At 70.5% G+C, this 22,502-nt stretch carries 22 protein-coding genes; 9 read left to right on the top strand and 13 right to left on the bottom strand.

Going from position 1 to position 22,502, the window contains the following annotated elements; all coding sequences use genetic code 11:
- The first annotated feature begins 75 nt into the window (after positions 1–75).
- A complete protein-coding gene (locus DI005_RS36040; RefSeq protein WP_112270813.1) occupies positions 76–543 on the top strand; it encodes an Lrp/AsnC family transcriptional regulator in 468 nt (155 codons plus the stop codon).
- 114 nt (positions 544–657) lie between these two features.
- Here DI005_RS36040 and DI005_RS36035 read toward each other — a convergent pair whose 3' ends face one another.
- The 3 genes from DI005_RS36035 to DI005_RS36025 all read right to left on the bottom strand — a co-directional run bounded on the left by DI005_RS36035 (position 658) and on the right by DI005_RS36025 (position 2,669).
- Positions 658–1,464, bottom strand: coding sequence for an MBL fold metallo-hydrolase (locus tag DI005_RS36035; protein WP_112270814.1), 807 nt, complete (start codon positions 1,462–1,464; stop codon positions 658–660).
- A 66-nt stretch (positions 1,465–1,530) separates the two neighbouring features.
- Positions 1,531–2,025: a transcription elongation factor GreA gene (gene greA / locus DI005_RS36030; RefSeq protein ID WP_112271280.1), complete on the bottom strand. Its 495-nt coding sequence runs from the start codon at positions 2,023–2,025 to the stop codon at positions 1,531–1,533.
- Positions 2,026–2,198: 173 nt separating this feature from the next.
- The gene (locus DI005_RS36025; RefSeq protein ID WP_112270815.1) at positions 2,199–2,669 is read right to left on the bottom strand and encodes a DUF4307 domain-containing protein; all 471 of its coding nucleotides are present in this window, start codon (positions 2,667–2,669) and stop codon (positions 2,199–2,201) included.
- A 203-nt stretch (positions 2,670–2,872) separates the two neighbouring features.
- On the opposite strand from DI005_RS36025, the gene mca reads away from it, so the two are divergent.
- Genes mca through DI005_RS36010 form a run of 3 tightly spaced genes read left to right on the top strand, consistent with a single transcriptional unit; the run spans position 2,873 to position 6,086 of the window.
- The gene (gene mca / locus DI005_RS36020) at positions 2,873–3,733 is read left to right on the top strand and encodes a mycothiol conjugate amidase Mca (protein ID WP_199543527.1); all 861 of its coding nucleotides are present in this window, start codon (positions 2,873–2,875) and stop codon (positions 3,731–3,733) included.
- On the top strand, positions 3,730–4,053 hold the full coding sequence (locus DI005_RS36015) for a hypothetical protein (RefSeq protein WP_113645002.1): 324 nt from the start codon (positions 3,730–3,732) through the stop codon (positions 4,051–4,053). The genes mca and DI005_RS36015 overlap by 4 nt, the downstream gene beginning before the upstream one ends.
- A 23-nt stretch (positions 4,054–4,076) precedes the next feature.
- Positions 4,077–6,086 (top strand): thioredoxin domain-containing protein, encoded by a 2,010-nt coding sequence (locus DI005_RS36010; RefSeq protein WP_113645001.1) that lies wholly within the window; start codon positions 4,077–4,079, stop codon positions 6,084–6,086.
- Between the two features lie 104 nt (positions 6,087–6,190).
- Here the strand turns inward: DI005_RS36010 and DI005_RS36005 are convergent, their stop codons facing one another.
- The 3 genes from DI005_RS36005 to DI005_RS35995 form a co-directional block, all read right to left on the bottom strand.
- Positions 6,191–7,390, bottom strand: a complete 1,200-nt coding sequence (locus DI005_RS36005) for a CdaR family transcriptional regulator (RefSeq protein WP_112270819.1) — start codon at positions 7,388–7,390, stop codon at positions 6,191–6,193.
- A 127-nt stretch (positions 7,391–7,517) separates the two neighbouring features.
- Positions 7,518–7,994 (bottom strand): (2Fe-2S)-binding protein, encoded by a 477-nt coding sequence (locus DI005_RS36000; RefSeq protein WP_112270820.1) that lies wholly within the window; start codon positions 7,992–7,994, stop codon positions 7,518–7,520.
- A gap of 10 nt (positions 7,995–8,004) precedes the next feature.
- Positions 8,005–10,329, bottom strand: coding sequence for a molybdopterin cofactor-binding domain-containing protein (locus DI005_RS35995; protein ID WP_112270821.1), 2,325 nt, complete (start codon positions 10,327–10,329; stop codon positions 8,005–8,007).
- A gap of 273 nt (positions 10,330–10,602) precedes the next feature.
- On the opposite strand from DI005_RS35995, the gene DI005_RS35990 reads away from it, so the two are divergent.
- Positions 10,603–11,160: a hypothetical protein gene (locus DI005_RS35990; protein ID WP_112270822.1), complete on the top strand. Its 558-nt coding sequence runs from the start codon at positions 10,603–10,605 to the stop codon at positions 11,158–11,160.
- A 43-nt stretch (positions 11,161–11,203) separates the two neighbouring features.
- Entirely contained in the window at positions 11,204–13,090 is a 1,887-nt protein-coding gene (locus DI005_RS35985; protein WP_113645000.1) for an acyl-CoA dehydrogenase, read from the top strand.
- Between the two features lie 51 nt (positions 13,091–13,141).
- Here the strand turns inward: DI005_RS35985 and DI005_RS35980 are convergent, their stop codons facing one another.
- The gene (locus DI005_RS35980) at positions 13,142–13,780 is read right to left on the bottom strand and encodes a hemolysin III family protein (RefSeq protein WP_112271282.1); all 639 of its coding nucleotides are present in this window, start codon (positions 13,778–13,780) and stop codon (positions 13,142–13,144) included.
- Positions 13,781–14,086: 306 nt separating this feature from the next.
- On the opposite strand from DI005_RS35980, the gene DI005_RS35975 reads away from it, so the two are divergent.
- Positions 14,087–14,866 carry an isoprenyl transferase gene (locus tag DI005_RS35975; RefSeq protein WP_112270825.1) on the top strand — a complete coding sequence of 260 codons (780 nt, stop codon included), beginning with the start codon at positions 14,087–14,089 and terminating at the stop codon, positions 14,864–14,866.
- 64 nt (positions 14,867–14,930) lie between these two features.
- Here the strand turns inward: DI005_RS35975 and DI005_RS35970 are convergent, their stop codons facing one another.
- Entirely contained in the window at positions 14,931–15,182 is a 252-nt protein-coding gene (locus DI005_RS35970) for a hypothetical protein (RefSeq protein WP_112270827.1), read from the bottom strand.
- Positions 15,183–15,769: 587 nt separating this feature from the next.
- Between DI005_RS35970 and DI005_RS35965 the strand changes: the two genes are divergently transcribed.
- Positions 15,770–17,164 (top strand): PhoH family protein, encoded by a 1,395-nt coding sequence (locus tag DI005_RS35965; RefSeq protein ID WP_112270829.1) that lies wholly within the window; start codon positions 15,770–15,772, stop codon positions 17,162–17,164.
- Positions 17,165–17,190: 26 nt separating this feature from the next.
- On the opposite strand, the gene DI005_RS35960 is transcribed toward DI005_RS35965, so the two are convergent.
- Both DI005_RS35960 and DI005_RS35955 read right to left on the bottom strand, forming a co-directional pair.
- Positions 17,191–18,630, bottom strand: coding sequence for a GuaB1 family IMP dehydrogenase-related protein (locus DI005_RS35960; protein WP_112270831.1), 1,440 nt, complete (start codon positions 18,628–18,630; stop codon positions 17,191–17,193).
- A gap of 11 nt (positions 18,631–18,641) precedes the next feature.
- Positions 18,642–19,064, bottom strand: a complete 423-nt coding sequence (locus DI005_RS35955) for a helix-turn-helix domain-containing protein (RefSeq protein ID WP_199543516.1) — start codon at positions 19,062–19,064, stop codon at positions 18,642–18,644.
- On the opposite strand from DI005_RS35955, the gene DI005_RS35950 reads away from it, so the two are divergent.
- Positions 19,050–19,439 carry a DUF4440 domain-containing protein gene (locus DI005_RS35950; RefSeq protein ID WP_112270833.1) on the top strand — a complete coding sequence of 130 codons (390 nt, stop codon included), beginning with the start codon at positions 19,050–19,052 and terminating at the stop codon, positions 19,437–19,439. The genes DI005_RS35955 and DI005_RS35950 overlap by 15 nt on opposite strands.
- On the opposite strand, the gene DI005_RS35945 is transcribed toward DI005_RS35950, so the two are convergent.
- Genes DI005_RS35945 through DI005_RS35935 form a run of 3 tightly spaced genes read right to left on the bottom strand, consistent with a single transcriptional unit; the run spans position 19,417 to position 22,469 of the window.
- Positions 19,417–20,040: an MBL fold metallo-hydrolase gene (locus tag DI005_RS35945; RefSeq protein WP_113644998.1), complete on the bottom strand. Its 624-nt coding sequence runs from the start codon at positions 20,038–20,040 to the stop codon at positions 19,417–19,419. The two genes, DI005_RS35950 and DI005_RS35945, sit on opposite strands and share 23 nt — an antisense overlap.
- 9 nt (positions 20,041–20,049) lie before the next feature.
- Entirely contained in the window at positions 20,050–21,564 is a 1,515-nt protein-coding gene (locus DI005_RS35940; protein ID WP_113644997.1) for an ATP-dependent DNA ligase, read from the bottom strand.
- A complete protein-coding gene (locus DI005_RS35935; protein ID WP_112270839.1) occupies positions 21,525–22,469 on the bottom strand; it encodes a DMT family transporter in 945 nt (314 codons plus the stop codon). The genes DI005_RS35940 and DI005_RS35935 overlap by 40 nt, the downstream gene beginning before the upstream one ends.
- Positions 22,470–22,502: the final 33 nt, after the last annotated feature.

Here is a 22,502-nt window from a genome sequence, read left to right as displayed (position 1 = left end):
TTTTTGCTGATCAATCTGTACAGTGTCAAGGGGATAATGCTGATCAGATCGAGCACTTTGTGTAGGAGGTTGTGCGTGGCTCTCGACGCGCTCGACGCCCGGCTGCTGTTGCTGCTCACCGACGTGCCAAGGCTCGGCGTGCTCGAATGCGCGCGCAGGCTCGGCGTCGCGAGGGGCACGGTGCAGGCACGGCTCGACAAGCTCACCGCCGACGGCGTGCTGACCGGCTTCCCGCCCGAGCTCGACCTGGCCGCGATGGGTTACGGGCTCACGGCGTTCGCGGTGCTGGAAATCGCACAGGGCCGCCGAACCGAGGTGGCCTCCGCGCTGGCCGCGATCGACGAGGTGTGCGAGGTGCACGCCACGACCGGTCAGGGTGACCTGTTCGTGCGCATGGTCGCCCGCTCGAACGACGACCTGCAGCGCGTGATCGACGAGGTGGTCGGGGTGCCGGGCGTGCGGAGGACGTCGACGTCGATCGCGCTGTCGACGCCCGTGCCGCAGCGCGTGCGGCCCCTGCTGGAGCGCACCGCCAACCGCTGATCCCCACGTGCCCCCAAGGCCACCTTTGTTGCGTTCAACGCAACAAAGGTGGCCTTGGGGGACGTTCAGCTCGGAGGGTGGCGCGGCGTGCCGTGCGCATGGGCGCCTACTCGGCTAGCCGCTGACCTGCTCCAGGTACCGCTCGACGGAGTGCCGCACGACCTTCTTGGCGCCACCGATGATCACCGCGTCCCACCACGCGCCGTAGATGTCGTCGAAGTCGAAGCGTTCCAGCAGCTCCGCCGCGTGCCGCACGACGCTCGGCCGCTCCGGGATGTGGTTCGGGTAGCTGTACATGAACGCGACCAGGCTCCGGTTGGGCACCACCTGCACGATGTCGCCGCTGAACAGCGCGCCCCTGCCCTCCGCGCCGTCGCGCCAGTGCAGCACGGTCCCGCCCGCGAAGTGCACGCCGAGGTTCACGAGCGTGAGGTCGTCGGCGAGCCGGTGGGTCTGCCCGCTCCACAGCTGGATCCGGTCGCTCGGCCTGCCGATCCACTCGCGGTCCTTCTCGTGCAGGTACACCGGCACGTCGAACGTCTCGGCCCACTCGACCATGGTCGTGTAGTAGTGCGGGTGGCTGATCGCGACGCCGGTGATGCCGCCCAGCTCGTTCACCCGGCGCACCACCTCGTCGTCGAGGTAGGCGAAGCAGTCCCACAGGAGGTTGCCGGACTTCGCGGGCACGAGCAGCGCACGCTGCCCGATGCCGGCGCCGGGCCGGGCGCCGATGCCGAGCACGCCGGGGGCCTGCTCGCGCACGAGCACGGAGTGGTCACCCTCGCGCAGCTCGGCCAGGCTCGTCCAGCGTTGTCCGGAGGAGGGCACGTATTGACGTTCGTCTTCGCAGACGGGGCAGTCGGGTCTCGCTGCGGCGTACTGCATGGCGCACGTGGCGCAGATGGGAAGGTCGGCGGTCATTCCGCCAACACTAGAGCGTGGTGTGCGCGCTCACACCCGAATCGGTGGAGCGCGCAACCGTCCGCGTCAGCCGCCGTAGGGCACTGCCTTCACGAGGGTGACCTTCTGGGTGTTGCCGTTGGGGAGGCTGTACTCCCTCGACTCACCTTCCTTGGCGCCGAGCAGCGCCTTGCCCAGCGGGGAGTCGGGCGAGTAGATCTCCAGTGCGCCCTCGCCGCCCTCCTCGCGGGTGGCGAGCAGGAACTGCTCCTCGTCGTCGTCGCCCGCGTAGCGGACGGTGAGCACCATGCCGGGCTCGGCGACGCCACTGTTGGCGGGCGCCTCGCCGACCTTGGCCGTTCGCAGCAGCTCCTGGAGGTGCCGGATGCGGGCTTCCTGCTGACCCTGCTCCTCACGGGCGGCGTGGTAGCCCCCGTTCTCCTTGAGGTCGCCTTCCTCGCGGCTGTCGTTGATCTTCGCGGCGATGACCGGACGATTCTCGATCAGCTCATCGAGTTCGCTCTTGAGCCTGTCGTAGGCATCCTGGGTCAGCCAGGTCACCTTGCTGTCGCTCACGGTCACCATCTCCTCCTAGGGCCTGCCGAGCTTGGGTATACAAGCCGGCCGCCACGCTTGCGTGGCTGAGATAAAGGAAAAACACGGCCCGCAGGGGGCCGTGCCGGTAGACCAGGGTAACACGTTCGGCGCCCTGAATGCCGCTCAGTTCTCCGCTAAGCGGACATTCAGCGCGTCATTCACCCCGTTGGCCGCTCAGGGGTTGACAAGTATACAGGAACGCTGTACGAGCACCCGTACACATCAGCCGTCACGGGCCTGGTGACGCTGCGGACGACGGTGGAGAGGCGCTCTTCACCGGGTGGGACGTAAATCTCTTTCCGCCCGCTCTCCGCGCCCGAGATGTCGCGCACGCGTACGATGCACACCCCCGGTCGCTGGCTGTCGTCCCTGGCCACGTCGATCGTGATCTCCATGGCGTTGCCGGGCCGCTCCGCGAATCCCACCCGTTGGGCCTCGATCGGCGCGCTGCCGATGTTGTTGTACCCGATGTACGCCGCGCCGCCGCCGAAGAGCAGCACGAACACGCCGAACAGCCACTTCTGCCAGCTGCGGGGCGCCCGGCCCGACGGGCGGGCGGAGCCGTAGCGGCCCTCGGGGAGGGAGGGACGGCCCGGCCCGGTCGCCGAAGTGGCCTGTCCGGTGCTCAAAACCAGGCCTCCCGATCGGTCTTGTCGCAGGCGCGAGGAAGATGGACGACGTGCTCCGCGTTATGAGTATCCGCGGAGTCCGACCCAGGTGGGCCATGGGGGTCCGCAAGTCAACGAGCAACGCAGGTGCGAGAGGGGCCTAGCCGGTCATGTCGGTAACTGACGGACGCACGGTGACCGAGGCGGAGGGGCGGCTCCGCCTGATGGCGGTGCACGCGCATCCGGACGACGAGTCCAGCAAGGGCGCCGCCACGATGGCGCGCTACGTCGCCGAGGGACACGAGGTCATGGTCGTCACCTGCACCGGTGGCGAGGCGGGCAGCGTGCTGAACCCCGCGATGGACCGGCCAGAGGTGCACGCCAACATGACCGAGTTGCGCCGGGAGGAGATGGCCCGCGCGGCCAAGATCCTCGGCGTCAAGCACCACTGGCTGGGTTTCGTCGACTCCGGGCTGCCGGAGGGGGAGCCTCTGCCGCCGCTGCCGGAGGGCTCGTTCGGCACGGTCCCGCTCGAGGAGCCCACCGAGGCGCTCGTGCGGGTCATCCGCGAGTTCCGGCCGCACGTCGTCATCACCTACGACGAGAACGGCGGGTACCCGCACCCGGATCACATCCGGTGCCACGAGGTCTCCGTCGCCGCCTACGACGCCGCGCCCGACCCCGCGCGGTTCCCCGGCACTGGCGAGCCGTGGCAGCCGCTGAAGCTCTACTACTCGCACGGCTTCTCGCGCGCGAAGATGACCGCGTTCCACGAGGCCCTGCTCGAGGCGGGGCTCGACTCGCCGTACGAGGAGTGGCTCGGCCGCTGGGACCCGGACAAGGCCGACGTCATGGAGCGGGTCACCACGCGCGTGGTGTGCGACGACTACTTCGAGGTGCGGGACGAGGCGCTCAAGGCGCACGCCACGCAGATCGACCCGAACAGCCGCTGGTTCGCGGTTCCGCTGGAGATGCAGCGCCGGGTGTGGCCGACGGAGGAGTACGAGCTCGTGCGCTCGCTTGTGGACACCACGTTGCCGGAGGACGATCTGTTCGCGGGGGTGCGAGAGAAGGTGACCACATGATGCTTCCGGCATTCGCGACGGTGCCCGTGCTGACGGGCGCCGCCGCGCTCGCGCAGCAGCCGGGCAGCGGGGACAACGGCGGCCAGGGGGAGGACTTCGGCAAGTCGTCGCCGGTCGGCCTGCTGCTCCTGCTGCTGTTCCTCATCGCCGTGGTCTTCCTGGTGCGGTCGATGACCAAGCACCTCAAGCGGGTGCCCGCCAGCTTCGACGAGCCCGGACAGCAGGCCGCGGACGCGGGCGAGGAGCCCGCCGACAGCGGGACCGCCGAGCAGGAGAAGGACGACCGGGCCGAGGCGACGCCGAGGGGCGAGCGCACGTAGGGAAGGCATGCCACCCTGGAGGCATGTCGAACCGACTGGCCGCCGCGACGAGCCCATATCTGCTCCAGCACGCCGACAACCCGGTGGACTGGTGGCCGTGGTGTGCCGAGGCGCTCGAGGAGGCCGAGCGGCGGGATGTGCCGATCCTCCTCTCCATCGGCTACGCCGCGTGCCACTGGTGCCACGTCATGGCACACGAGTCGTTCGAGGACGACGACACCGCGGCGCTCATGAACGCCAACTTCGTCAACATCAAGGTCGACCGTGAGGAGCGGCCGGACCTCGATGCCGTCTACATGACCGCGACGCAGGCGATGACCGGCCACGGCGGCTGGCCCATGACCTGCTTCCTCACCCCTGACGGCAAACCGTTCCACTGCGGGACCTACTACCCGCCCGTGCCCGGGCACGGCATGCCCTCGTTCAAGCAGCTCCTCGCCGCCGTGACGCAGGCGTGGCACGAGCGCCCCGACGAGCTGCGAAAGGGTGCCGGCCAGATCGTCGACCACATCGCCCAGCAGACCTCGCCGCTGCGTGAGCACGCGGTGACCGAGCAGACGCTCTCCTCGGCGGTGTCGAAGCTGCGGCACGACACCGATCCCGGTCACGGCGGATTCGGCGGGGCGCCGAAGTTCCCGCCGTCGATGGTGCTGGAGTTCCTGCTGCGCCACTACGAGCGCACCGGGGCGCCCGAGGCGTTGTCCATTGTGGAGCTGACGGCCGAGGGCATGGCGCGCGGCGGGCTCTTCGACCAGCTGGCGGGCGGCTTCGCCCGGTACTCGGTGGACGAGGCCTGGGTGGTGCCCCACTTCGAGAAGATGCTGTACGACAACGCGTTGCTGCTGCGCTGCTACGCGCACCTCGCGCGACGCACGGGGTCGGCGTTCGCGCTGCGCGTCGCCGGGGAGACGGCGGACTTCCTGCTGCGGGACCTGCGCACCCCAGAGGGCGGTTTCGCGGCCTCGCTGGACGCCGACACCGAGGGCGTCGAGGGCCTCACCTATGTCTGGACGCCCGAGCAGCTCACCGAGGTGCTCGGTCCGGAGGACGGGCGGTGGGCGGCGGAGCTGTTCCGCGTGACCGCGGACGGCACGTTCGAGAAGGGCGCCTCGACCCTGCAGCTGCCCAGCGATCCGGACGACCCCGCCCGGTGGGTGCGGGTGCGGTCGACGCTGCTGGAGGCACGCGCGCGGCGTCCGCAGCCCGCCAGGGACGACAAGGTGGTGGCCGCGTGGAACGGGCTCGCCATCACCGCGCTCGCCGAGGCCGGCGTCGCGCTGGAACGGCCAGACTGGGTCGAGGCTGCCGTGGGTGCGGCGAGCCTGCTGCTCGACAAGCACCTCGTGGACGGCAGGCTGCGGCGCAGTTCGCGCGACGGCGTGGTCGGCGACGCGGCCGGTGTGCTGGAGGACTACGCGTGTCTCGCCGAGGGGCTGCTCGCGCTGCACCAGGCCACCGGCGAGTCGTTGTGGCTGGTCGAGGCGACCACGCTGCTCGACACCGCGCTCGCCCGGTTCGCCTCGGACACCCCGGGCGCCTTCCACGACACGGCCGACGACGCGGAGGCGCTGGTGCACCGGCCGTCGGATCCGACCGACAACGCGAGCCCTTCGGGTGCGTCCGCGCTCGCGGCAGCGCTGCTCGCGGCCTCGGCGCTCGCCGGTCCGGAGCGGGCGAGCACCTACCGCGAGGCCTGTGAACAGGCATTGCGCCGGGCGGGAGCGCTCGTGGAGCAGGCGCCCCGGTTCGCGGGCAACTGGCTGAGTGTGGCCGAGGCACTGGTCGCAGGCCCGTTGCAGGTCGCGGTGGTGGGGCAGGACGCGGTGGCGCGGGCCGAGTTGCTCGTTGAGGCCGCGCGGCAGGTGCACGGCGGCGCCGTGGTGCTGGCCGGGCAGCCCGAGGCCGAGGGCGTTCCGCTGCTGAGCGACCGGCCGCTCGTCGACGGCGAGCCAGCCGCGTACGTCTGCCGCGGCTACGTGTGCGAGCGCCCGGTGACCACCACCGACGACCTGGCGGTGGTGCTCGCCTCCTAGCGGCCCCCAACCGCAGTGAAGGCCACCTTCACTGCGTTCAACGCAGGCATGGTGGCCTTCACTGCGGGCGGCATCGTTCGCCGTGGCCTGCCCCGCGCAACGCGTCAGCCGCTGACCGCGCGGCGGGTGCCCTCGCCGAACATCGCCAGCGCCCGCAGTGCCGTGCCGAGCTCGGCGATGTCGGCCGGGTCGGACAGCGAGCGGTCGAGCACGTCGGTGATCCGCTTGAGCCGGTGGCGGACCGTGTTGGGGTGGCAGAACATGCGCTCGGCGGTGAGCTTCGTGGAGCCGCCGCCGTCGAACCACGCGCGCAGCGTCAGCAGCAGCGCCTCGCTTTCGGAGTCCGGCAGCTCCAGGATCGGCCGCAGCACCTGGCTCGCCAGCTGGGCCGACGCGTGCGGGTCGCTCGCCACCAACCCGGCCAGCGGCGACTCGGTGAACTGCGCGACGCCCTTCGTGCCCGGCTCCAGGCTGGACAGCGCCACGCGCGCCAGATGCAGCGCGCGCGCCGTCTCGCCGAGGCCCGTGAACACCGGGCTGACGCCGACCCGGCCGCGCGGGTCCTCCCGCAGCAGCGCCAGCACCGGTTCGGGGTCGCGCAGTGACACGACGCCGATCTGCAGGTCCGGCGTCAGCCGCCACGCCGAGGCGTGGTTGTTCCTGCGCAGGCGGATCTCGATCAACGGCAGGGACTCCCGGCCGAGTCCGGGGGTCTCCGCCGCGATCACCACGAACGTGCCGTCGAGCGGGAGGTCGAGCATCCTCGCGATCTCCCACAGCGTGCTCTCGGTCGCCGTGCCCCCGGTGAACAGGGCCTCCACGAGTGCGAGCCTGCGGTTCTGCCTGGTCCGGCTGATCTCGGCCATCGTCTCGCGGTACGTGGTGGTGAGCTCCTCGATGTAGTCGTCCATGAGGTTCCAGATCGCCGTGGTCGCGGAGACGAGCGCGGCGACGTCCTGGGACGGTGTGGTCAGCTCGACGAACCGCTGCCACACCTCGGTGAAGCCGATCCGGAACGCCTTCAGCAGCTCCGGCAACGGGGCGCCGAGCAGGGCCCGCTCGCGGCCGGTCGCGCGGGCCTTGGAAAGGTCGGGGGTGCCGGGCTCGGCGAGGGAGCGGAGCAGGAACTGGAGGTTGTCCCGGCACGAGGCCCGCAGCTCCTGGTGCGAGACGAACCGTTCCTCGCGGTAGACCGGCATGTCCGCGATGATCTGTTCGAAGGTGGCCGTGGTCATCTCCGGCAGGCGCGGCAACGCCAGCCTGGCCATCTCGACCACCGCGGGTTCGGCGCCCGTGTATCGCATGAGATGTCCGTCCTCCCCGTCGAGGGCTCGCGAGCAGACATCTAACACGAACGGTTCCCCCACCGCCTGACCTGGCGGACAAGCCCCGCAACCGCGGGGGTCACGGGGCCTTCCCGCCGCAGGTGCGTCACATCTTGGCGGCGGCGGTCCGGACCGCGTCGCGGATCCGGGAGTAGGTGCCGCAGCGGCAGATGTTGCGGATCTCGTCGAAGTCGGCGTCGCTGATCTCACGGCCCTCCGAGCGGGCCTGCTTCACCTTCGCGATGGCAGCCATGATCTGCCCCGGCTGGCAGTAGCCGCACTGTGCGACGTCCTGCTCCAGCCACGCCTCCTGCATCGGGTGCAGCGCACCGGTGGCCGGGTCGGCGATCCCCTCGATGGTCGTGATCTCGTCGTCGGGGCCGATCGCGGAGACCGGCACCGAGCAGGGGTTGAACGCCTTGCCGTTGATGTGCGATGTGCACGCCTTGCAGACATTGATGCCGCAGCCGTACTTCGGGCCGGTGATGCCGAGCAGGTCGCGCAGCACCCACAGCAGCCGCACCTTGTCGTCGGTGTCGACGGTCACCTGCTTGCCGTTGACCGTGAAAGTGTGTTGGGACAACGAAGGCTCCTCAGAACGTGTAGGCCAGGCCGTCGACCGGCGATTCGGGCACCGGCGGCACCTTCGGCTTCGGCTCGAAGCTCAGGGTGCCGTGGTTGATCGGGAACCGGGTCGGCATCTGGCCAACCGCCCGGCCGTAGGCGCACGCCGCCGCGGCGAAGGAGCTGGCGACGGCCAGCTCGCCCGCGCCGCCGGGCTCCCCGGTCGTGGCGGGCATGACGACGACCTCCAGCTCCGGCGGGGTGTTCCACTGCCGGGTGTAGAAGTAGTTGTCCCAGCTCGCCTCCAGCGGCAGGCCGTTGTCGATGTGCAGGCTGGAGGTGAGCGCGAGCGCGATGCCGTCGTTGACGCAGCCGATGGTCTGGGCCTCGAGTCCCCTGGGGTTGATCGGCAGGCCCGCGTCCACCACGGCGACGGCCCTGGTGACACGCGGCCCCGCCACCGCGTCGCGGATCTTGCGGTTGACCGTCTCCGGGCGGCAGTCGATCTCCATGAGCACCGCGCTGGCGCTCTTGTACTCCCAGTGGAACGCGATGCCCTGCGCCATGCCGTCGGGCAGCTCGCGGCCCCACTCGCCGACCTCGGCGGCCTTGTCGAGCACGGCGCGGAACCGGTCCTCCTTGAGGAAGCCGCGCCGGAACGTCAGCGGGTCCTGTCCCATCTTCGCGGCGAGCTGGTCGATCACGAGCTCGCGTGCGCACACCACGTTGGGCGAGTAGACGTTGCGCATGCTGGCGGTGTGGAACTTGAGCGGCACCTCGTTGAGCAGCTGTGTGGTGGCGCCGAAGTTGTACGGCATCGACTGGGACAGCAGGAACACCGTCTGCGAGAACCCGACGTCGCCCACCGGCAGCTTCGCGGCCACCGCGGTGAGGATCTCGCCGAGGCCGTGGCCGAAGTCGGTGGTGACGCTGGTGTGCCGCTGCTCGTAGCTGACCACGTTGCCCAGGGCGTAGTTGGCCCTGATCCGCGAGATCGACATCGGGTGCGTGCGGCCGTGGCGGGAGTCGTCGGCGCGGTGCCACATCAGTTTCACCGGCTTGCCCATCGCCTTCGAGACCTCGGCGGCCTCCAGCGCGGCGTCGGAGAACAACTTGCGGCCGAAGGAACCGCCGCCGGTGACCACGTGCACCTTCACCGCGGGGATCGGCAGGCCCAGCATCGCCGCGATCTGCTCCTGCGCCACGATCGGTGACTTGAGGCCGGACCAGATCTCCGCGCCGTCCGGTCGTACGTCGGCGATGGCGCAGTTGGTCTCGAGCGCGCTGTTGCTGGCGAAGGCGAAGACGAACTCGGCGTCGATCGACTGCGTCAGCACGGGCGGAACGGCCAGCGGAAGCGTCGCGGCGCGCAGCTTCTCCTCCACGCTGGCGTCCGTCTCACCGTCCACTGTGCCTGGTCCCCAGTCGACTCGCAGCGCGCGCACGGCGTCGATGCACTGCCCGAACGTGGCCGCGCGCACGGCGACACCGGAGGACACGGTGACGACGTCGGTGACGCCCGGCATCGCCGTCACCTCGGCGAGGTTGGCCACCGACCGGACCGTGCCGTTGATCGTCGGCGGGCGGCAGATCATGGTGGGCAGCGCGTTCGGCACCTGCAGGTCCAACGTGAACTGCTTGCGCCCGGTGACCGCGTCCAGCGCGTCGATGCGGGTGGTCGGCCTGCCGATGAGGGTGAACTCGGACGGGTCCTTCAGCGTGGCCGAGACCTCTTCGGTGCGAGGGCTGGCCGCGGCCTCAGCGAGGGAGCCGTAGGACGCGGTGTGGCCGGAGCGCGACCGGATCACGCCCTCGCTCATCGTGAGTGTGGCCGGGTCGACCTTCCACTGCTCGGCGGCCGTCACGAGCAGCCGGGCGCGGGCGACCGCCGCGGCGGTGCGCACCGGGTGGAACAGCGAGCGGACCGAGTTGGAGCCGCCGGTGAGCTGGTTGAACACCAGCTCGGGGCGGGCGTCGGCGAGGTTCACGCCGACCTTGCTCAGCGGGAGGTCCAGCTCCTCGGCGATGAGCATCGCGATGGTGGTGGTGATGCCCTGGCCGACCTCGGCCCTCGGCACGGCGAACGACACGCTGCCATCGCGGTTGAGCTGGATCGCGATGAGCCCGGAGGTGGGCGCTGCCGCGAGGGTCAGCGCGTCGCCGAGGTCGATGATGTCCGCCGGTCCGGGGAGGCTGGGGATCGCGGCCGAGGCGGGAGCCGGAGCCGCGAGGTCTCCGCCGAGCCGGGCCGCGACCGCCAGCGTCGGAGCCGCCAGCAGGTAGCCGAGAAACCGGCGCCGTTCGAGGGCGGGGCTCTGCTCGCCGGGCCGGCGCGATCGCCGTTGATGCGCCATGGGAAGTCCTTCCGAGATCCGCGTTGATCGCGGACACGATAGGAACGTCGCCGAAAGGGGGTCAACGATCCGTAGCCGTGTGGGCCCATGTCTGTGACGGGATGACAGTCTCGTGCCACGAAACTGTGACGCGGTAACAGCCGAACGTCGTACGAGGTTGCTCCGAACGGCCGCAGTCGCCCTCTGCTCGCAGCGAACACCCCTTCCACTACGCCCCATTCGGCGTAGCGTCTGTAGTGGTGTAATCAAGTAATCAACGCATTGGAGGCAGCCATGCGACACGGATGGCGTGGCCGAGGTGGCTGGCAGCAGGCCGATGTCCCCGACGTGGACGACGCACCCGCCTGGCTCAGCGGCCGGCTGCCCGACGACTGGTTCGTCGGCGAACCCGAGATCACCATCGACCGTGAGGAGATCCTCATCGTCGGCGAACTGCCGCAGCTCACCGGCGACTACGCCGATGACGCCGCGCGCTCGGCGGCGGAGTCCGGCCGGATCAGCCGGTTCCGCGAGGACACCAGGGAAGCACGCATCGAGATCGCCCGGCAGGCCGAGCACCGCTACCGGCGCAAGGTCGCCTGGGGCGCACGGATCGGTGGCACGAAAGAGCTGTTCACCACACTCTCGGTGCCGGTGATGACCCGGCTTCGCCAACCGGAGCGCCAAGTGCTCGACACGCTCGTGGCGGCGGGTGTCGCGCGGTCGCGCTCGGAAGCCCTTGCGTGGGCGGTGAAACTGGTCGGTCAGCACGCCGAGCAGTGGCTCACCGAGCTGCGCGAGGCGATGTCCACAGTGGACGACCTGAGGGCGAAGGGTCCGGACCTGGCCTGAACCTCGTCCTGCGACGTCGTCGCGGTTCCGGCAGGCTTCTGGCATGAACTCGCTGACGGACGTGCTGGACGGGCGCTGGGGCGACATCCGGCGGGACATCAGGGCGCAGGTCGCCGACGCGAAGTTCCGGGAGCCGATCGGCCTCGGCGTCGAGGAGCACTGCGCGCAGGTGCTGGAGCAGCTGCAGGAGCTGGCGAAGACCGGCAGGCCGAGGCTCGGCTTCCCCGAGGAGTACGGCGGCAGCGGCGACATCGGCGGCTCGGTGGTGTCGTTCGAGATGCTCGGCCTCGGCGACCTGTCGCTGATGGTGAAGGCGGGCGTGCAGTGGGGGCTGTTCGGCGGCGCCGTCGAGCTGCTCGGCACGCGCGAGCACCACGAGCGCCTGCTGCGTCCGATCATGGACCTCGACCTGCCGGGGTGCTTCGCGATGACGGAGTCGGGCCACGGCTCCGACGTGCAGCACCTGCGCACCACGGCGACCTACGACCCGGACGCGCGCGAGTTCGTGGTGGAGACGCCCGATGCCGGGGCACGCAAGGACTACATCGGAAACGCCGCGCGCGACGGCCGGATGGCCGTGGTCTTCGCCCAGCTCGTGACCAAGGGCGAGAGCCGGGGCGTGCACGCGTTCCTGGTGCCCATCCGCGACGAGGACGGCAACCCGATGCCGGGCGTGCGCATCGAGGACTGCGGCCCCAAGGCCGGGCTGAACGGCGTCGACAACGGGCGCCTGTGGTTCGACCGCGTGCGCATCCCGAGGACGTCGCTGCTCAACCGCTACGGCGACGTCGCGGAGGACGGCACGTACTCCAGCCCGATCGAGAGCGACGGCCGCCGGTTCTTCACGATGCTGGGCACACTGGTGCGCGGCCGGATCAGCGTCGCCGGTAGCGCGGGCAGCGCCACCAAGCGCGCGCTGACGATCGCCGTCCGGTACGGGGAGAAGCGCAGGCAGTTCCGCCGCCCCGGAGAGACCGACGAGGTCGTGGTGCTGGACTACCTGGCTCACCAGCGCAAACTCCTGCCCGCGCTCGCGACGACGTACGCGCTGCACTTCGCGCAGGAGGAGCTGGTCGCGTCGCTGCACGAGCTGCAGAGCGGCGGCGAGCCCGACGAGATCCGGCAGCGCGAGCTGGAATCGCGAGCGGCCGGCCTCAAGGCTGTGTCGACGTGGCACGCGACGAGCACGATCCAGGCCGCGCGGGAGGCGTGCGGCGGCGCCGGCTACCTCGCGGAGAACATCCTGCCCGCGTTGAAGGCGGACACCGACGTGTTCACCACCTTCGAGGGCGACAACACCGTGCTGCTCCAGCTCGTGGCGAAGGGCCTGCTCACCAGCTACAAGGACCAGTTCCAGGACCTGAGCCCGCTCGCGACCGCGCGGTTCGTGGCCGAGCAGTTCGTCGGCGCGGTGATCGAGCGGACCGCTGCGCGCAAGGTGGTGGAGCGCATCATCGACGCAAGCCCTGGCCGCGACGATGACGACGTGCTGTTCGACCGCGCGTGGCAGCTGAAGCTGTTCGAGGACCGCGAGGCCCATGTGCTCGACGGCGTCGCCCGGCGCCTGCGGCAGGCGACCGAGGAGAACGCGTTCGAGGTCTTCAACGCCGCGCAGGACCACGTGCTGCGCGCGGGCCGTGTGCACGTGGACCGCATGGTGCTGGAGGCGTTCGTCGCGGCCGTGGACCGCTGCGAGGACGGCGAGACGAAGGACCTGCTGAGCCGCGTGTGCGACCTCTATGTGCTCGCCAACATCGAAGCCGATCGCGCGTGGTTCCTGGAACACGGCAGGCTCACCAGCCCGAGGGGGAAGGCCGTGGTGGCAGCGGTGAACGACCTGTGCCGCGAGCTGCGCCCGCACGCGCGCACCCTCGTCGACGCGTTCGCGATCCCGGAGCAGTTCCTGTCGGCGCCGATCATCAGCGAGTGAGGTAGTAACGACACGGGACCGCATCGCGGCCCTCGTGCGTGACAACGCCTGCTAGGCGTACATGACCAGCCAGATCGCGATGTAGTGCGAGATCGCCGCCAGCACCGTGCACGCGTGGAAGAACTCGTGGTAGCCGAAGGTGTTCGGCCAGTAGTTCGGCCAGCGCGTCGCGTAGAAGATCGAGCCGAGCGTGTAGAGGAAGCCGCCCACCAGCAGCAGCACCAGCGCCGCGACACCGCCCGTGCTCGCCAGCTCCGGCAGCACGAACACCGCCACCCAGCCCAGCGCGATGTAGATCGGCACGCCCAGCCAGCGCGGCGCCCCCGGCCACAGCATCTTGAGCGCCACGCCCGCGATCGCGCCGCCCCACACGATGCTCAGCACGATGTATCCCGTCGGCTGCGTCATCGCCAGCAGCGTGAACGGCGTGTACGTGCCCGCGATGAACAGGAAGATCATGGAGTGGTCCGCACGCTTCATCCACGCGTACGCGCGCGGGCTCCAGATGCGCCGGTGGTACAGGGCACTGACGCCGAACACGCCAAGCACCGTCGCGCCGTACACGGAGGTCGCCGCCGCGGCGAGTCCCGACACGGTCGAGGCGGCCAGCGCGACCAGGGTCGCGCCCGCCACGAGCGCGCCGAAGAAGCTCCAGAAATGAATGTGTCCACGGAGGCGAGGACGGTTCATCGCGGCGGTCGGGTCCGGGCGGCTGTCTGTCGCGAGGCTCACGTCTTCTAGGTTACGGTTCCGTAGGTTCGCACGCACTCCGCTGTGTCGTTGCGGACATCCACGGGCACTCGCGCACGCCCGGCCAATACGTTGGCAACGATTGAGCCGAACCGAGGAGATCACTCGTGAGCAAGTCCAGCCCGCGCCCGTGGCGGTCCCGTCCGCCCGCGCCGACGCGGCCGGGCAAGCCGCCGAGAACCGCCCGTCGCTCGGTCGGTGGACGGCGCGAATGTCACTTTGTCGCCAGGCGTACGCTGCCGTGACGTGAGTCTTCGGTCGTTCGTATCCAAGGTCGTCTACAGCGTCTACTCGTGGCGCCTCATCCAGCAGGCAGGCGGCCGGCACCCGCGCCACATCGGGGTCATCCTCGACGGCAACCGGCGCTGGGCCAGGGAGGCCGGTTTCACCGACGTCAACGGCGGTCACCGCATGGGGGCCAAGAAGATCGCCGACTTCCTCACCTGGTGCCGAGAGGCCGATGTCGAGGTCGTCACGCTCTGGCTGCTCTCAACGGACAACGTGCGCACGCGCTCCAACGAGGAGGTCGCGGCGCTGCTGGAGATCATTCGTGACGTCGTGGACGAACTGGCCAAACCGGGCAACCCGTGGCGGCTCTCGATCGTCGGCGCGCTCGACATGCTGCCGACGGACATCGCCGCCCGGCTCACCGCCGCCGCGCAGCGCACCGACGGCCGCAACGGCATGGTGGTCAACGTCGCCGTGGGATACGGCGGCAGGCAGGAGATCGCGGATGCGGTCCGCAAGTTGCTGAAACAGCACGCGGACGAGGGGACGACCATTCACGAGCTCGCGAAGATTCTGGACGTCGACCATATCTCCGAGCATTTGTACACTTCGGGCCAGCCGGACCCGGACCTGATTATTCGCACATCGGGCGAACAGCGGCTATCCGGTTTCCTGCTGTGGCAGTCGGCGCATTCCGAGTTCTGGTTCACGGAGGCGTACTGGCCCGCTTTCCGGCGTGTCGACTTCCTCCGCGCCCTGCGCGACTACGCCGTCCGGCACCGCCGCTACGGCGCCTGACCCCGGACACGACGGTGGCCCGCGGAGCAACTCCGCGGGCCACCGTCATGGCGCTTGCCGGTGCTCAGTCACCGTCGTGGCTGAGGATCAGCCACGGGGTGCGAGCGATACCGGTGTAGGCGCCCGCGACCAGGGAGGCAGCGCCGTAGCCGAGCGCGGCGCCACCGTCGATGAACTGGTAGTAGGCGTCATCGAACGTGATGTCTTCGCTTGCCGACCTGGGGGCCGAGGTCTCTGCAGGCGCAGCGAACGCGGTACCGCCGACCATCAGCAACGCCGCTGTTGCAGCGGTCACGAAACCAGCCTTCTTCAGCACTTCGCACACACTCCTAGTTCGACTTCAGAACTGGGACTCGCCGCACACACCCGGCTTGTCCCGCAGCTGAAGTTACTGCAAATGGCCTAGTTCCGTTGGTCCACTTACACCATTGTGTAGTTTATTTTTCACGGTTCCCCCTGGAAGGGGATTCGTGTTGCTAATGGGCCTTCGGTGTGGAAGCTGTGAGCTGATAAGCGCCCTTTTCCGGTGAAGGTAATTCGAATGGGCGTGACCGCGCAGGGTGATCAACTACTTACCGTGATGTGATGAGCCGCTCCGGTGACCCAGCACCAACGGTGAGATGACCAATCGGCGAATCACCTACCTGGCTGCCTGCACGAAACGGCGCGCGCAGGTAGCTTCCGAAGTGACGGGTCACGAACCGATGTGGACCGTCGCGGGAGGCCCTGGTCGTGGGAGTTGTGGAGCGAACGGCGAAGCCGTTCTCGAAACGCACGAGGGGGCCGGCACCGGGCCCTCGTGGCCGCACCTGACGTTCCGGCGTCAGGAGAGCGACCTACCAGGGCAGTGCCCGGCCCAGCGAGTGCGGGCGTGGTGTCAACGCCCACGAGGGAGATGCCGTCGTGACTGCGCAGCGTTTGCCCCGAAAGGCCTCCGGCCGCTCATCGACCAGTGCCTCCGGCACTGAGGGATCCTCCGGTCAATCCGGTTCCTCACAGCGATGCACCTACGTTCTCGACACTTCGGTGCTGCTGTCCGACCCCTGGGCGATGACAAGGTTCGCCGAGCACTCGGTGGTCTTGCCGCTCGTCGTGATCAGCGAGTTGGAAGCGAAGCGACACCACCCCGAGCTGGGCTGGTTCGCCAGGGAGGCACTTCGCCTGCTCGATGACCTCCGGCGCACCCACGGCCGCCTCGACGCCCCTGTGCCGATCGGTGACGAGGGCGGGACCGTGCACGTCGAGCTCAACCACTCGGACCCGACGGTGCTCCCGCCCGGGTTCCGCACCGACTCCAACGACCACCGCATCCTCGCGTGCGCGCTGAACCTCGCCACCGAGCTGTCGTCCGTGACTCTGGTCACCAAGGACATTCCGTTGCGGGTCAAGGCGGGTGCGGTCGGCCTCGACGCCGACGAGTACCGCGCGCAGGAGGTGACTCCCTCCGGCTGGACCGGCATGGCCGACCTGGACGTGCCGCAGGAGGCGATCGACGCGCTCTTCTCCGGCAATGTCGTCGACCTCTCCGACTATGGCGTGCCCGAGGCCGCCGAGCTGCCCTGCCACACCGGGCTGCGGCTGCTCGCCGGTACCACGAGCGCACTGGCCAGGGTCACGCCCGAGAAGCAGGCGCGGCTCGTGCGCGGTGACCGCGAGGCCTTCGGCCTGCACGGGCGCTCCGCCGAGCAGCGCATCGCGCTGGACCTCCTGCTCGACCCGGACGTCGGGATCGTCTCGCTCGGGGGAAGGGCGGGCACCGGCAAGTCGGCGCTCGCCCTGTGCGCGGGGCTGGAGTCGGTGCTCGAACGCGGCCAGCACCGCAAGGTGGTGGTGTTCCGCCCGGTGTACGCGGTGGGCGGGCAGGACCTCGGTTACCTGCCTGGCTCCGAGAGCGAGAAGATGCAGCCCTGGGCGCAGGCCGTGTTCGACACGCTCGGCGCGCTGGTCAGCCAGCACGTGCTCGACGAGGTCTTCGACCGGGGAATGCTCGAGGTCCTGCCGCTCACGCACATCCGGGGCCGCTCGCTGCACGACGCGTTCGTGATCGTCGACGAGGCCCAGTCACTCGAGCGCAACGTGCTGCTCACGGTGCTCTCGCGCCTCGGCACGGCGTCGCGGGTGGTGCTCACCCACGACGTCGCGCAGCGCGACAACCTGCGCGTCGGCAGGCACGACGGCGTGTCGGCGGTGATCGAGAAGCTCAAGGGGCACCCGCTGTTCGCGCACGTGACCCTCACGCGTTCGGAGCGCTCGCCGATCGCCGCGCTGGTCACCGAGATGCTGGAGCACCACGGCTGACGCGGGAACTCCTCGGCCGGGGGCCGTCACCAGCCTGCGGGCAGGGGGCGGCCCTCGGCGAACCCGGCGGCCGACTGCACGCCGAGCACGGCGCGCTCGTGGAACTCCTCCAGCGTGCGGGCGCCTGCGTACGTGCACGCGGAGCGGACGCCCGCCGTGATCGAGTCGAGCAGGTCCTCCACGCCGGGCCGGGCGGGGTCGAGCGCCATCCGTGAGGAGGAGATGCCCTCCTCGTACAGGGCCTTGCGGGCCCGCTCGTAGCTGTTGTCCGCACGCGTGCGGGCGCCCACGGCGCGCTTGGAGGCCATGCCGAAGGACTCCTTGTACGGCCTGCCGTGCTCGTCGTAGCGCAGGTCGCCGGGCGACTCGTGCGTGCCAGCGAACCAGGAGCCCACCATCGCGGCCGACGCGCCCGCGGCCAGCGCTAGCGCCACGTCCCTCGGGTGCCGCACGCCACCATCGGCCCACACGTGCTTGCCCAGCTCACGGGCCGCGGCGGCACAGTCGAGCACGGCCGACAGCTGGGGGCGGCCGACGCCGGTCATCATCCGCGTCGTGCACATCGCGCCGGGTCCGACGCCCACCTTCACCACATCGGCGCCCGCCTCGATGAGGTCGCGCGTGCCCTCGGCGGTCACCACGTTGCCTGCCACGACGGGCACCGTCGGCGACACCGAGCGGACCGCCTTGAGCGCGGCCAGCATCTTCTCCTGGTGCCCGTGCGCGGTGTCGACCACCAGCACGTCGACGCCCGCGCCGAGCACGGCCTCGGCCTTGGCGGCGACGTCACCGTTCACGCCGATCGCCGCGCCGACACGCAGGCGCCCTTCGGCGTCGGTGGCCGGGCGGTAGATGCCCGCCCGCAGCGCGCCGACCTGGGTCAGCACGCCGGCGAGCCTGCCCTCGTCGTCGACGCCGAGCGCGAGCCTGCCGCCGTGCTCGTGGAGCCGGTCGAAGACCTCGCGGGGCGGTGTGGCGATCGCGACCGTGAGCGCCGCCGTGTCCACCACCTCGCCGAGCCGGGCGAACCGGTCCACGCCCGTGCAGGCGGCCTCGTCGACGATGCCGACGGGCTTGCCGTTCGCGTCCACCACCACGACGGCGCCGTGCGCGCGCTTGCCGACGAGGTTGAGCGCGTCGGCGACGGCGTCACCCGGGGTGAGCACGAGCGGGGTGTCCCAGACCGGGTCGCGGTCCTTGACCCACGTGGTGATGTCGGCCACCGCCACCGGGTCGACGTCCTGCGGCAGCACGACGAGCCCGCCCCGCCTGGCGACGGTCTCCGCCATGCGCCTGCCCGCCACCGCGGTCATGTTGGCGACGACGATCGGGATGGACGTGCCGGTGCCGTCCACGGTGGAGAGGTCGACGTCGAAGCGCGACTCCACCGCCGAGCGGTTCGGCAGCAGGAAGACGTCGTCGTAGGTCAGGTCGTGAGGGGGCCGCTGGCCATCCAGGAACTGCACGAGATCTCAGCTTACGGGTTGAATCCGGACAACGCGGCCCCGGTGCGGTACAGCTCCGCAAGCAGCGGCCGCAGCCGCAGGCCCGCGGCGGTCAGCCGGTAGGTGGCCCGTGAAGGGAAGCCGGGACGCACCTCCCGTACCGCGAGCCCCCGGTCCGTCAGCCCGCCGAGCCGCTCGGTGAGGACCTTCGCCGACAGCGTGGGCAACGCCTCGCGCAGCTCGCCGAACGAACGCGGCCCGCCCATCAGCTCGCGCAGCACGAGCGTCGTCCAGCGGCCGGAGATCGCGGCCAGCGCGATCTCCACCGGGCAGTCCGGCTCCGGCCGGTCGGTGGCGCCCCTCGCGTCGGGCACCAGCTCCGGATCGAACGAGCGGCTTACCGTTTGGTGACCCTCGGGCGGGCCCGCTTGGCTGGTGACATGAGCATCGAGCACGAGCCCAGTGTCCACCTGACAACCGACGCGGCCGAGCACCCGTTCGTGTTCGCCGCGGCGTTCAACGCGGGAACGCCCGAGATCGTCTACGAGGACGGCGCGGTCTTCGTGCGGCCCGACGGCGTGAGTGTCACCGGCGCGGAGGTGCACAAGGCCAACGCCGAGCTGCTCGCGCTCGGGTTGCCGATGGTCGTGCGGCCGCGTCGCGTCGAGGTCGCGGGCGACATCGCGCTACTGATCGTCGACTGGTCCATCGACGGCGACGGCGTGCACCTGGAGGGCACCGCCACCGACGTCGCGCGCCGTGGTGCGGACGGCCACTGGCGCTACGTGATCGACAACCCCATGGGTGTCAGGGCTTCTCCCAACCGGTAGCGCCCTGCTTCTCGGCGCCGATCGTGGTGTGCTCACCGTGGCCGGTGTGCACCACCGTCTCCTCGGGCAGCGGGAACAGGCGTTCGGTGATGGAGCCGACGATGGTCGGGTAGTCCGAGTAGGACCGGCCGGTCGCGCCGGGTCCGCCGTGGAAGAGCGTGTCGCCCGTGAAGACCGCGCCGAGGTCGGGCGCGTAGAGACACACCGCGCCGGGCGCGTGCCCCGGTGTGTGCAGCACGCGCAGGTCGGTGCCCGCGATGGTGAGCGTCTGCCCGTCCGCCAGCTCGCCGTCGGGTGCGCGGTCGGGGTGCGTGAGGTCCCACAGCACGCGGTCGTCCGGGTGGAGGAGGATCGGTGCGCCGGTGAGCCGGGCCAGCTCGGGAGCGGCGTTGACGTGGTCGTTGTGCGCGTGCGTGCTCACGATGGCCCGCACGGCGCGTTCGCCGACGGCCTCCGCGATGCGGGCGGCGTCGTGGGCCGCGTCGATCACGATCACCTCGGCGTCGTCACCCACGATCCACACGTTGTTTTCGACGTCCCAGCTGCCGCCGTCCAGCTCGAAGACGCCGGACGTGACCACGTTCTGCACAGTCGCTGCCATGCGGGAACCCTAACCGCCGGGCAGCATGGCACGCACGGCGTCGATGGTGTCCGCGTCACCCGCCTCCTTGTCCGGCCGGTAGCGCAGCACGCGTGCGAACCGCAGCGCCACGCCGCCCGCGTACCGCGTGCTGGTCTGCACGCCGTCCAGCTCGATCTCCACCACCAGCTCGGGACGCACGTACACCGTCCAGTCGTCGCGGTGGGTCTCCAGCTCGGGCAGGCGCTCGGTCTGCCAGGTGAGCAGCTGGTCGGTGAGGCCCTTGAACGTCTTGCCGACCATGATCGGCGGCCCGCCGTCGGGGTCGCGGGCACCGAGGTGCAGGTTGGACAGGTAGCCGGTGCGCCTGCCGTGGCCCCACTCTGCGGCGAGCACCACCAGGTCGAGCGTGTGTACGGGCTTGACCTTCAGCCACGCCCTGCCGCGCCTGCCCGCCGCGTACGGCGAGTCGAGGTCCTTGACCACCACGCCCTCGTGCCCGTCGGCGAGCGAGGCCGCCAGCAGCGCGTCGGCGTCGGCGGGCTCGCTTTCGCCGGGGATCATGTGCTCGCCGGCGACCCGGCGCAGCGCCGTGTTGCGCTCGCGCAACGGCGCGTCGAGCAGGTCGGTGCCGTCGAGGTGCAGGCAGTCGAAGAAGTACGGCCGCAGCAGCAGCGCACGCACCTGTTCCTCTCGGGTGCTGCCGAAGCGCGACATCGTCTCCTGGAAGGGGCGTGGCCTGCCGTCATCGGCCAGCGCGAGCGTCTCGCCGTCGAGCACCACCGACTCGCACGGCAGCGCGCGCACCAGCTCGGCCAGCTCGCCGACGTGCGCGGTGATCTCCCGCAGAGTCCTGGTGTAGACGTGCACCTCGTCGCCGTCGCGGTGCACCTGGATCCGCGCACCGTCCATCTTGTACTCCACGACGGCGGAGCCGAGCTCGGCCAGCGCCTCGCCGAGCGACTCGGCGGGGGAGGCGAGCATCGGCCGGATCGGCCTGCCCAGCTCGAGCCGGAACGCCAGCAGCGCCTCGGTGCCGCCCGTCATCGCGGCCATAGCCGTGGCCGGCAGCCTGCCGGAAAGCATGAACGCGCGGCGCACCGTCTCGCCTGCCACACCGGCGGCCTCTGCGATCGCGTCGACCATCACGCCCTCCAGCGCGCCCTGCCGCAGCTCGCCGGTCAGCAGCCGGAACAGGAAGTCCTGTTCGGCCTTGGTGGCGCGGGCGAGCAGGTCGCCGAGTACCTGCGCGCGGCGTTTCGCCGAGCCGCTGCCGCTGGTGTCCGCCACCTCGCCCAGCGCGGAGTCGACCTCGGCGACCGTGAGCCCCGGCTCGGCGGCGGGCTCGGTGCGCAGCTCGGCGAGCGTGCGCCAGCCCGCGCCGATCCGGCCCTGTGTCGGCTGCCCGGTGAGGAACGCGACCGCGGCCGCCAGCTCTTCCGGCCGCGCGGCGGTGAGCAGCCTGGCGAGCACAGCGGTCTTGGCCTTGCGCGAGCGCGTGGCCGTCAGGTCCGCGGAGGCGCTGACGACGTCGTGGAGGAGCATGCCGCCATCATCTCCCCCGGCGCCGACACTTTGCGTGGTGAGCGTGGTGAGCGGGGCGAACGGAGCACCAGCAGCACCGCGACGACGCAGACCCCGAGCCCCAGCAGGCCGCCCGCGGTGACCTGCTCGCCGAACATCACGAACGCCAGCACCATCGTGGTCGGGGGCGTGAGGTACAGCAGCGTGGAGGCCCTTGTCACCGAGCCGCGCCGGACGTTGAGCCAGTAGAAGCCGTAGCCGCCGAACGTCGAGAGCACCACCACCCAGGCGACCGCGAACCAGAACGAGCCGTCCGTGGGCGGGGTGAGCCCGCCGGTCAGCGCGGCGACCGCGGTGAACACCACGGCGCTGGCCCCGGATTGGATCAGCAGCGAGTCGCCCAGCGGCAGCTCGGACGGCAGCCTCCGCTCGGTGAACGTGGCCGCCACCAGCCCGGCCATCGCCAGGAACGGCAGCGCGTAGGCCAGTGCCGGAGCGGCGCCCGGCCGGGCGAGGTCGCCCGCGACCACCAGCGCCACACCGCCGAGGCCGAGCACGAGGCCGAGCCACTGGGACGCGGACGTGCGCTCGCCGAGCAGCGGCCCCGCCAGCGCGGCGGCGGCGATCGGCTGCAGTGCGGCGATCAGCGCGGCGATCCCCGCCGGCACGCCCAGCTCGGCCGACCACACCACCCCGGAGAGGTACACGCCCTGCGACAACAACCCCACCAGCGCGTGCACCGCCACCTCGCGAGCGGGCAACCGCCTGCGCCGGGTCAGCGCCCACCACGCGCCGAGCACGAGCACGACGATGAGGAACCGCCACGCGAGCAGGGTCTCCGAACCCGCCGAGGCGGTGCCGAGCACGGCGCCCACGAAGCCGGAGCTCCACATGAGCACGAAGCCGACCGCGAGCAGTGCACTCATCGGACCTCCGTTGCAGTAAACCGACCGGTATGT

The organism is Prauserella sp. PE36 (genome assembly GCF_003311655.1).
In the GTDB taxonomy this organism is placed as follows: Bacteria; Actinomycetota; Actinomycetes; order Mycobacteriales; family Pseudonocardiaceae; genus Prauserella_A; species Prauserella_A endophytica.
The sequence above is the reverse complement of the archived record's forward strand: the minus strand, read 5'-3'. Positions and strand labels throughout refer to the sequence as shown.

Bases quoted from the DNA above. Each gene is read 5' to 3' on its own strand.
- DI005_RS36035 (WP_112270814.1), bottom strand. From the start codon at position 1,464: ATGACCGCCGACCTTCCCATCTGCGCCACGTGCGCCATGCAGTACGCC.
- mca (WP_199543527.1), top strand. From the start codon at position 2,873: ATGGCGGTGCACGCGCATCCGGACGACGAGTCCAGCAAGGGCGCCGCC.
- DI005_RS36015 (WP_113645002.1), top strand. From the start codon at position 3,730: ATGATGCTTCCGGCATTCGCGACGGTGCCCGTGCTGACGGGCGCCGCC.
- DI005_RS36010 (WP_113645001.1), top strand. From the start codon at position 4,077: ATGTCGAACCGACTGGCCGCCGCGACGAGCCCATATCTGCTCCAGCAC.
- DI005_RS36005 (WP_112270819.1), bottom strand. From the start codon at position 7,390: ATGCGATACACGGGCGCCGAACCCGCGGTGGTCGAGATGGCCAGGCTG.
- DI005_RS35995 (WP_112270821.1), bottom strand. From the start codon at position 10,329: ATGGCGCATCAACGGCGATCGCGCCGGCCCGGCGAGCAGAGCCCCGCC.
- DI005_RS35990 (WP_112270822.1), top strand. From the start codon at position 10,603: ATGCGACACGGATGGCGTGGCCGAGGTGGCTGGCAGCAGGCCGATGTC.
- DI005_RS35985 (WP_113645000.1), top strand. From the start codon at position 11,204: ATGAACTCGCTGACGGACGTGCTGGACGGGCGCTGGGGCGACATCCGG.
- DI005_RS35980 (WP_112271282.1), bottom strand. From the start codon at position 13,780: ATGAACCGTCCTCGCCTCCGTGGACACATTCATTTCTGGAGCTTCTTC.
- DI005_RS35950 (WP_112270833.1), top strand. From the start codon at position 19,050: ATGAGCATCGAGCACGAGCCCAGTGTCCACCTGACAACCGACGCGGCC.
- DI005_RS35945 (WP_113644998.1), bottom strand. From the start codon at position 20,040: ATGGCAGCGACTGTGCAGAACGTGGTCACGTCCGGCGTCTTCGAGCTG.
- DI005_RS35940 (WP_113644997.1), bottom strand. From the start codon at position 21,564: ATGCTCCTCCACGACGTCGTCAGCGCCTCCGCGGACCTGACGGCCACG.
- DI005_RS35935 (WP_112270839.1), bottom strand. From the start codon at position 22,469: ATGAGTGCACTGCTCGCGGTCGGCTTCGTGCTCATGTGGAGCTCCGGC.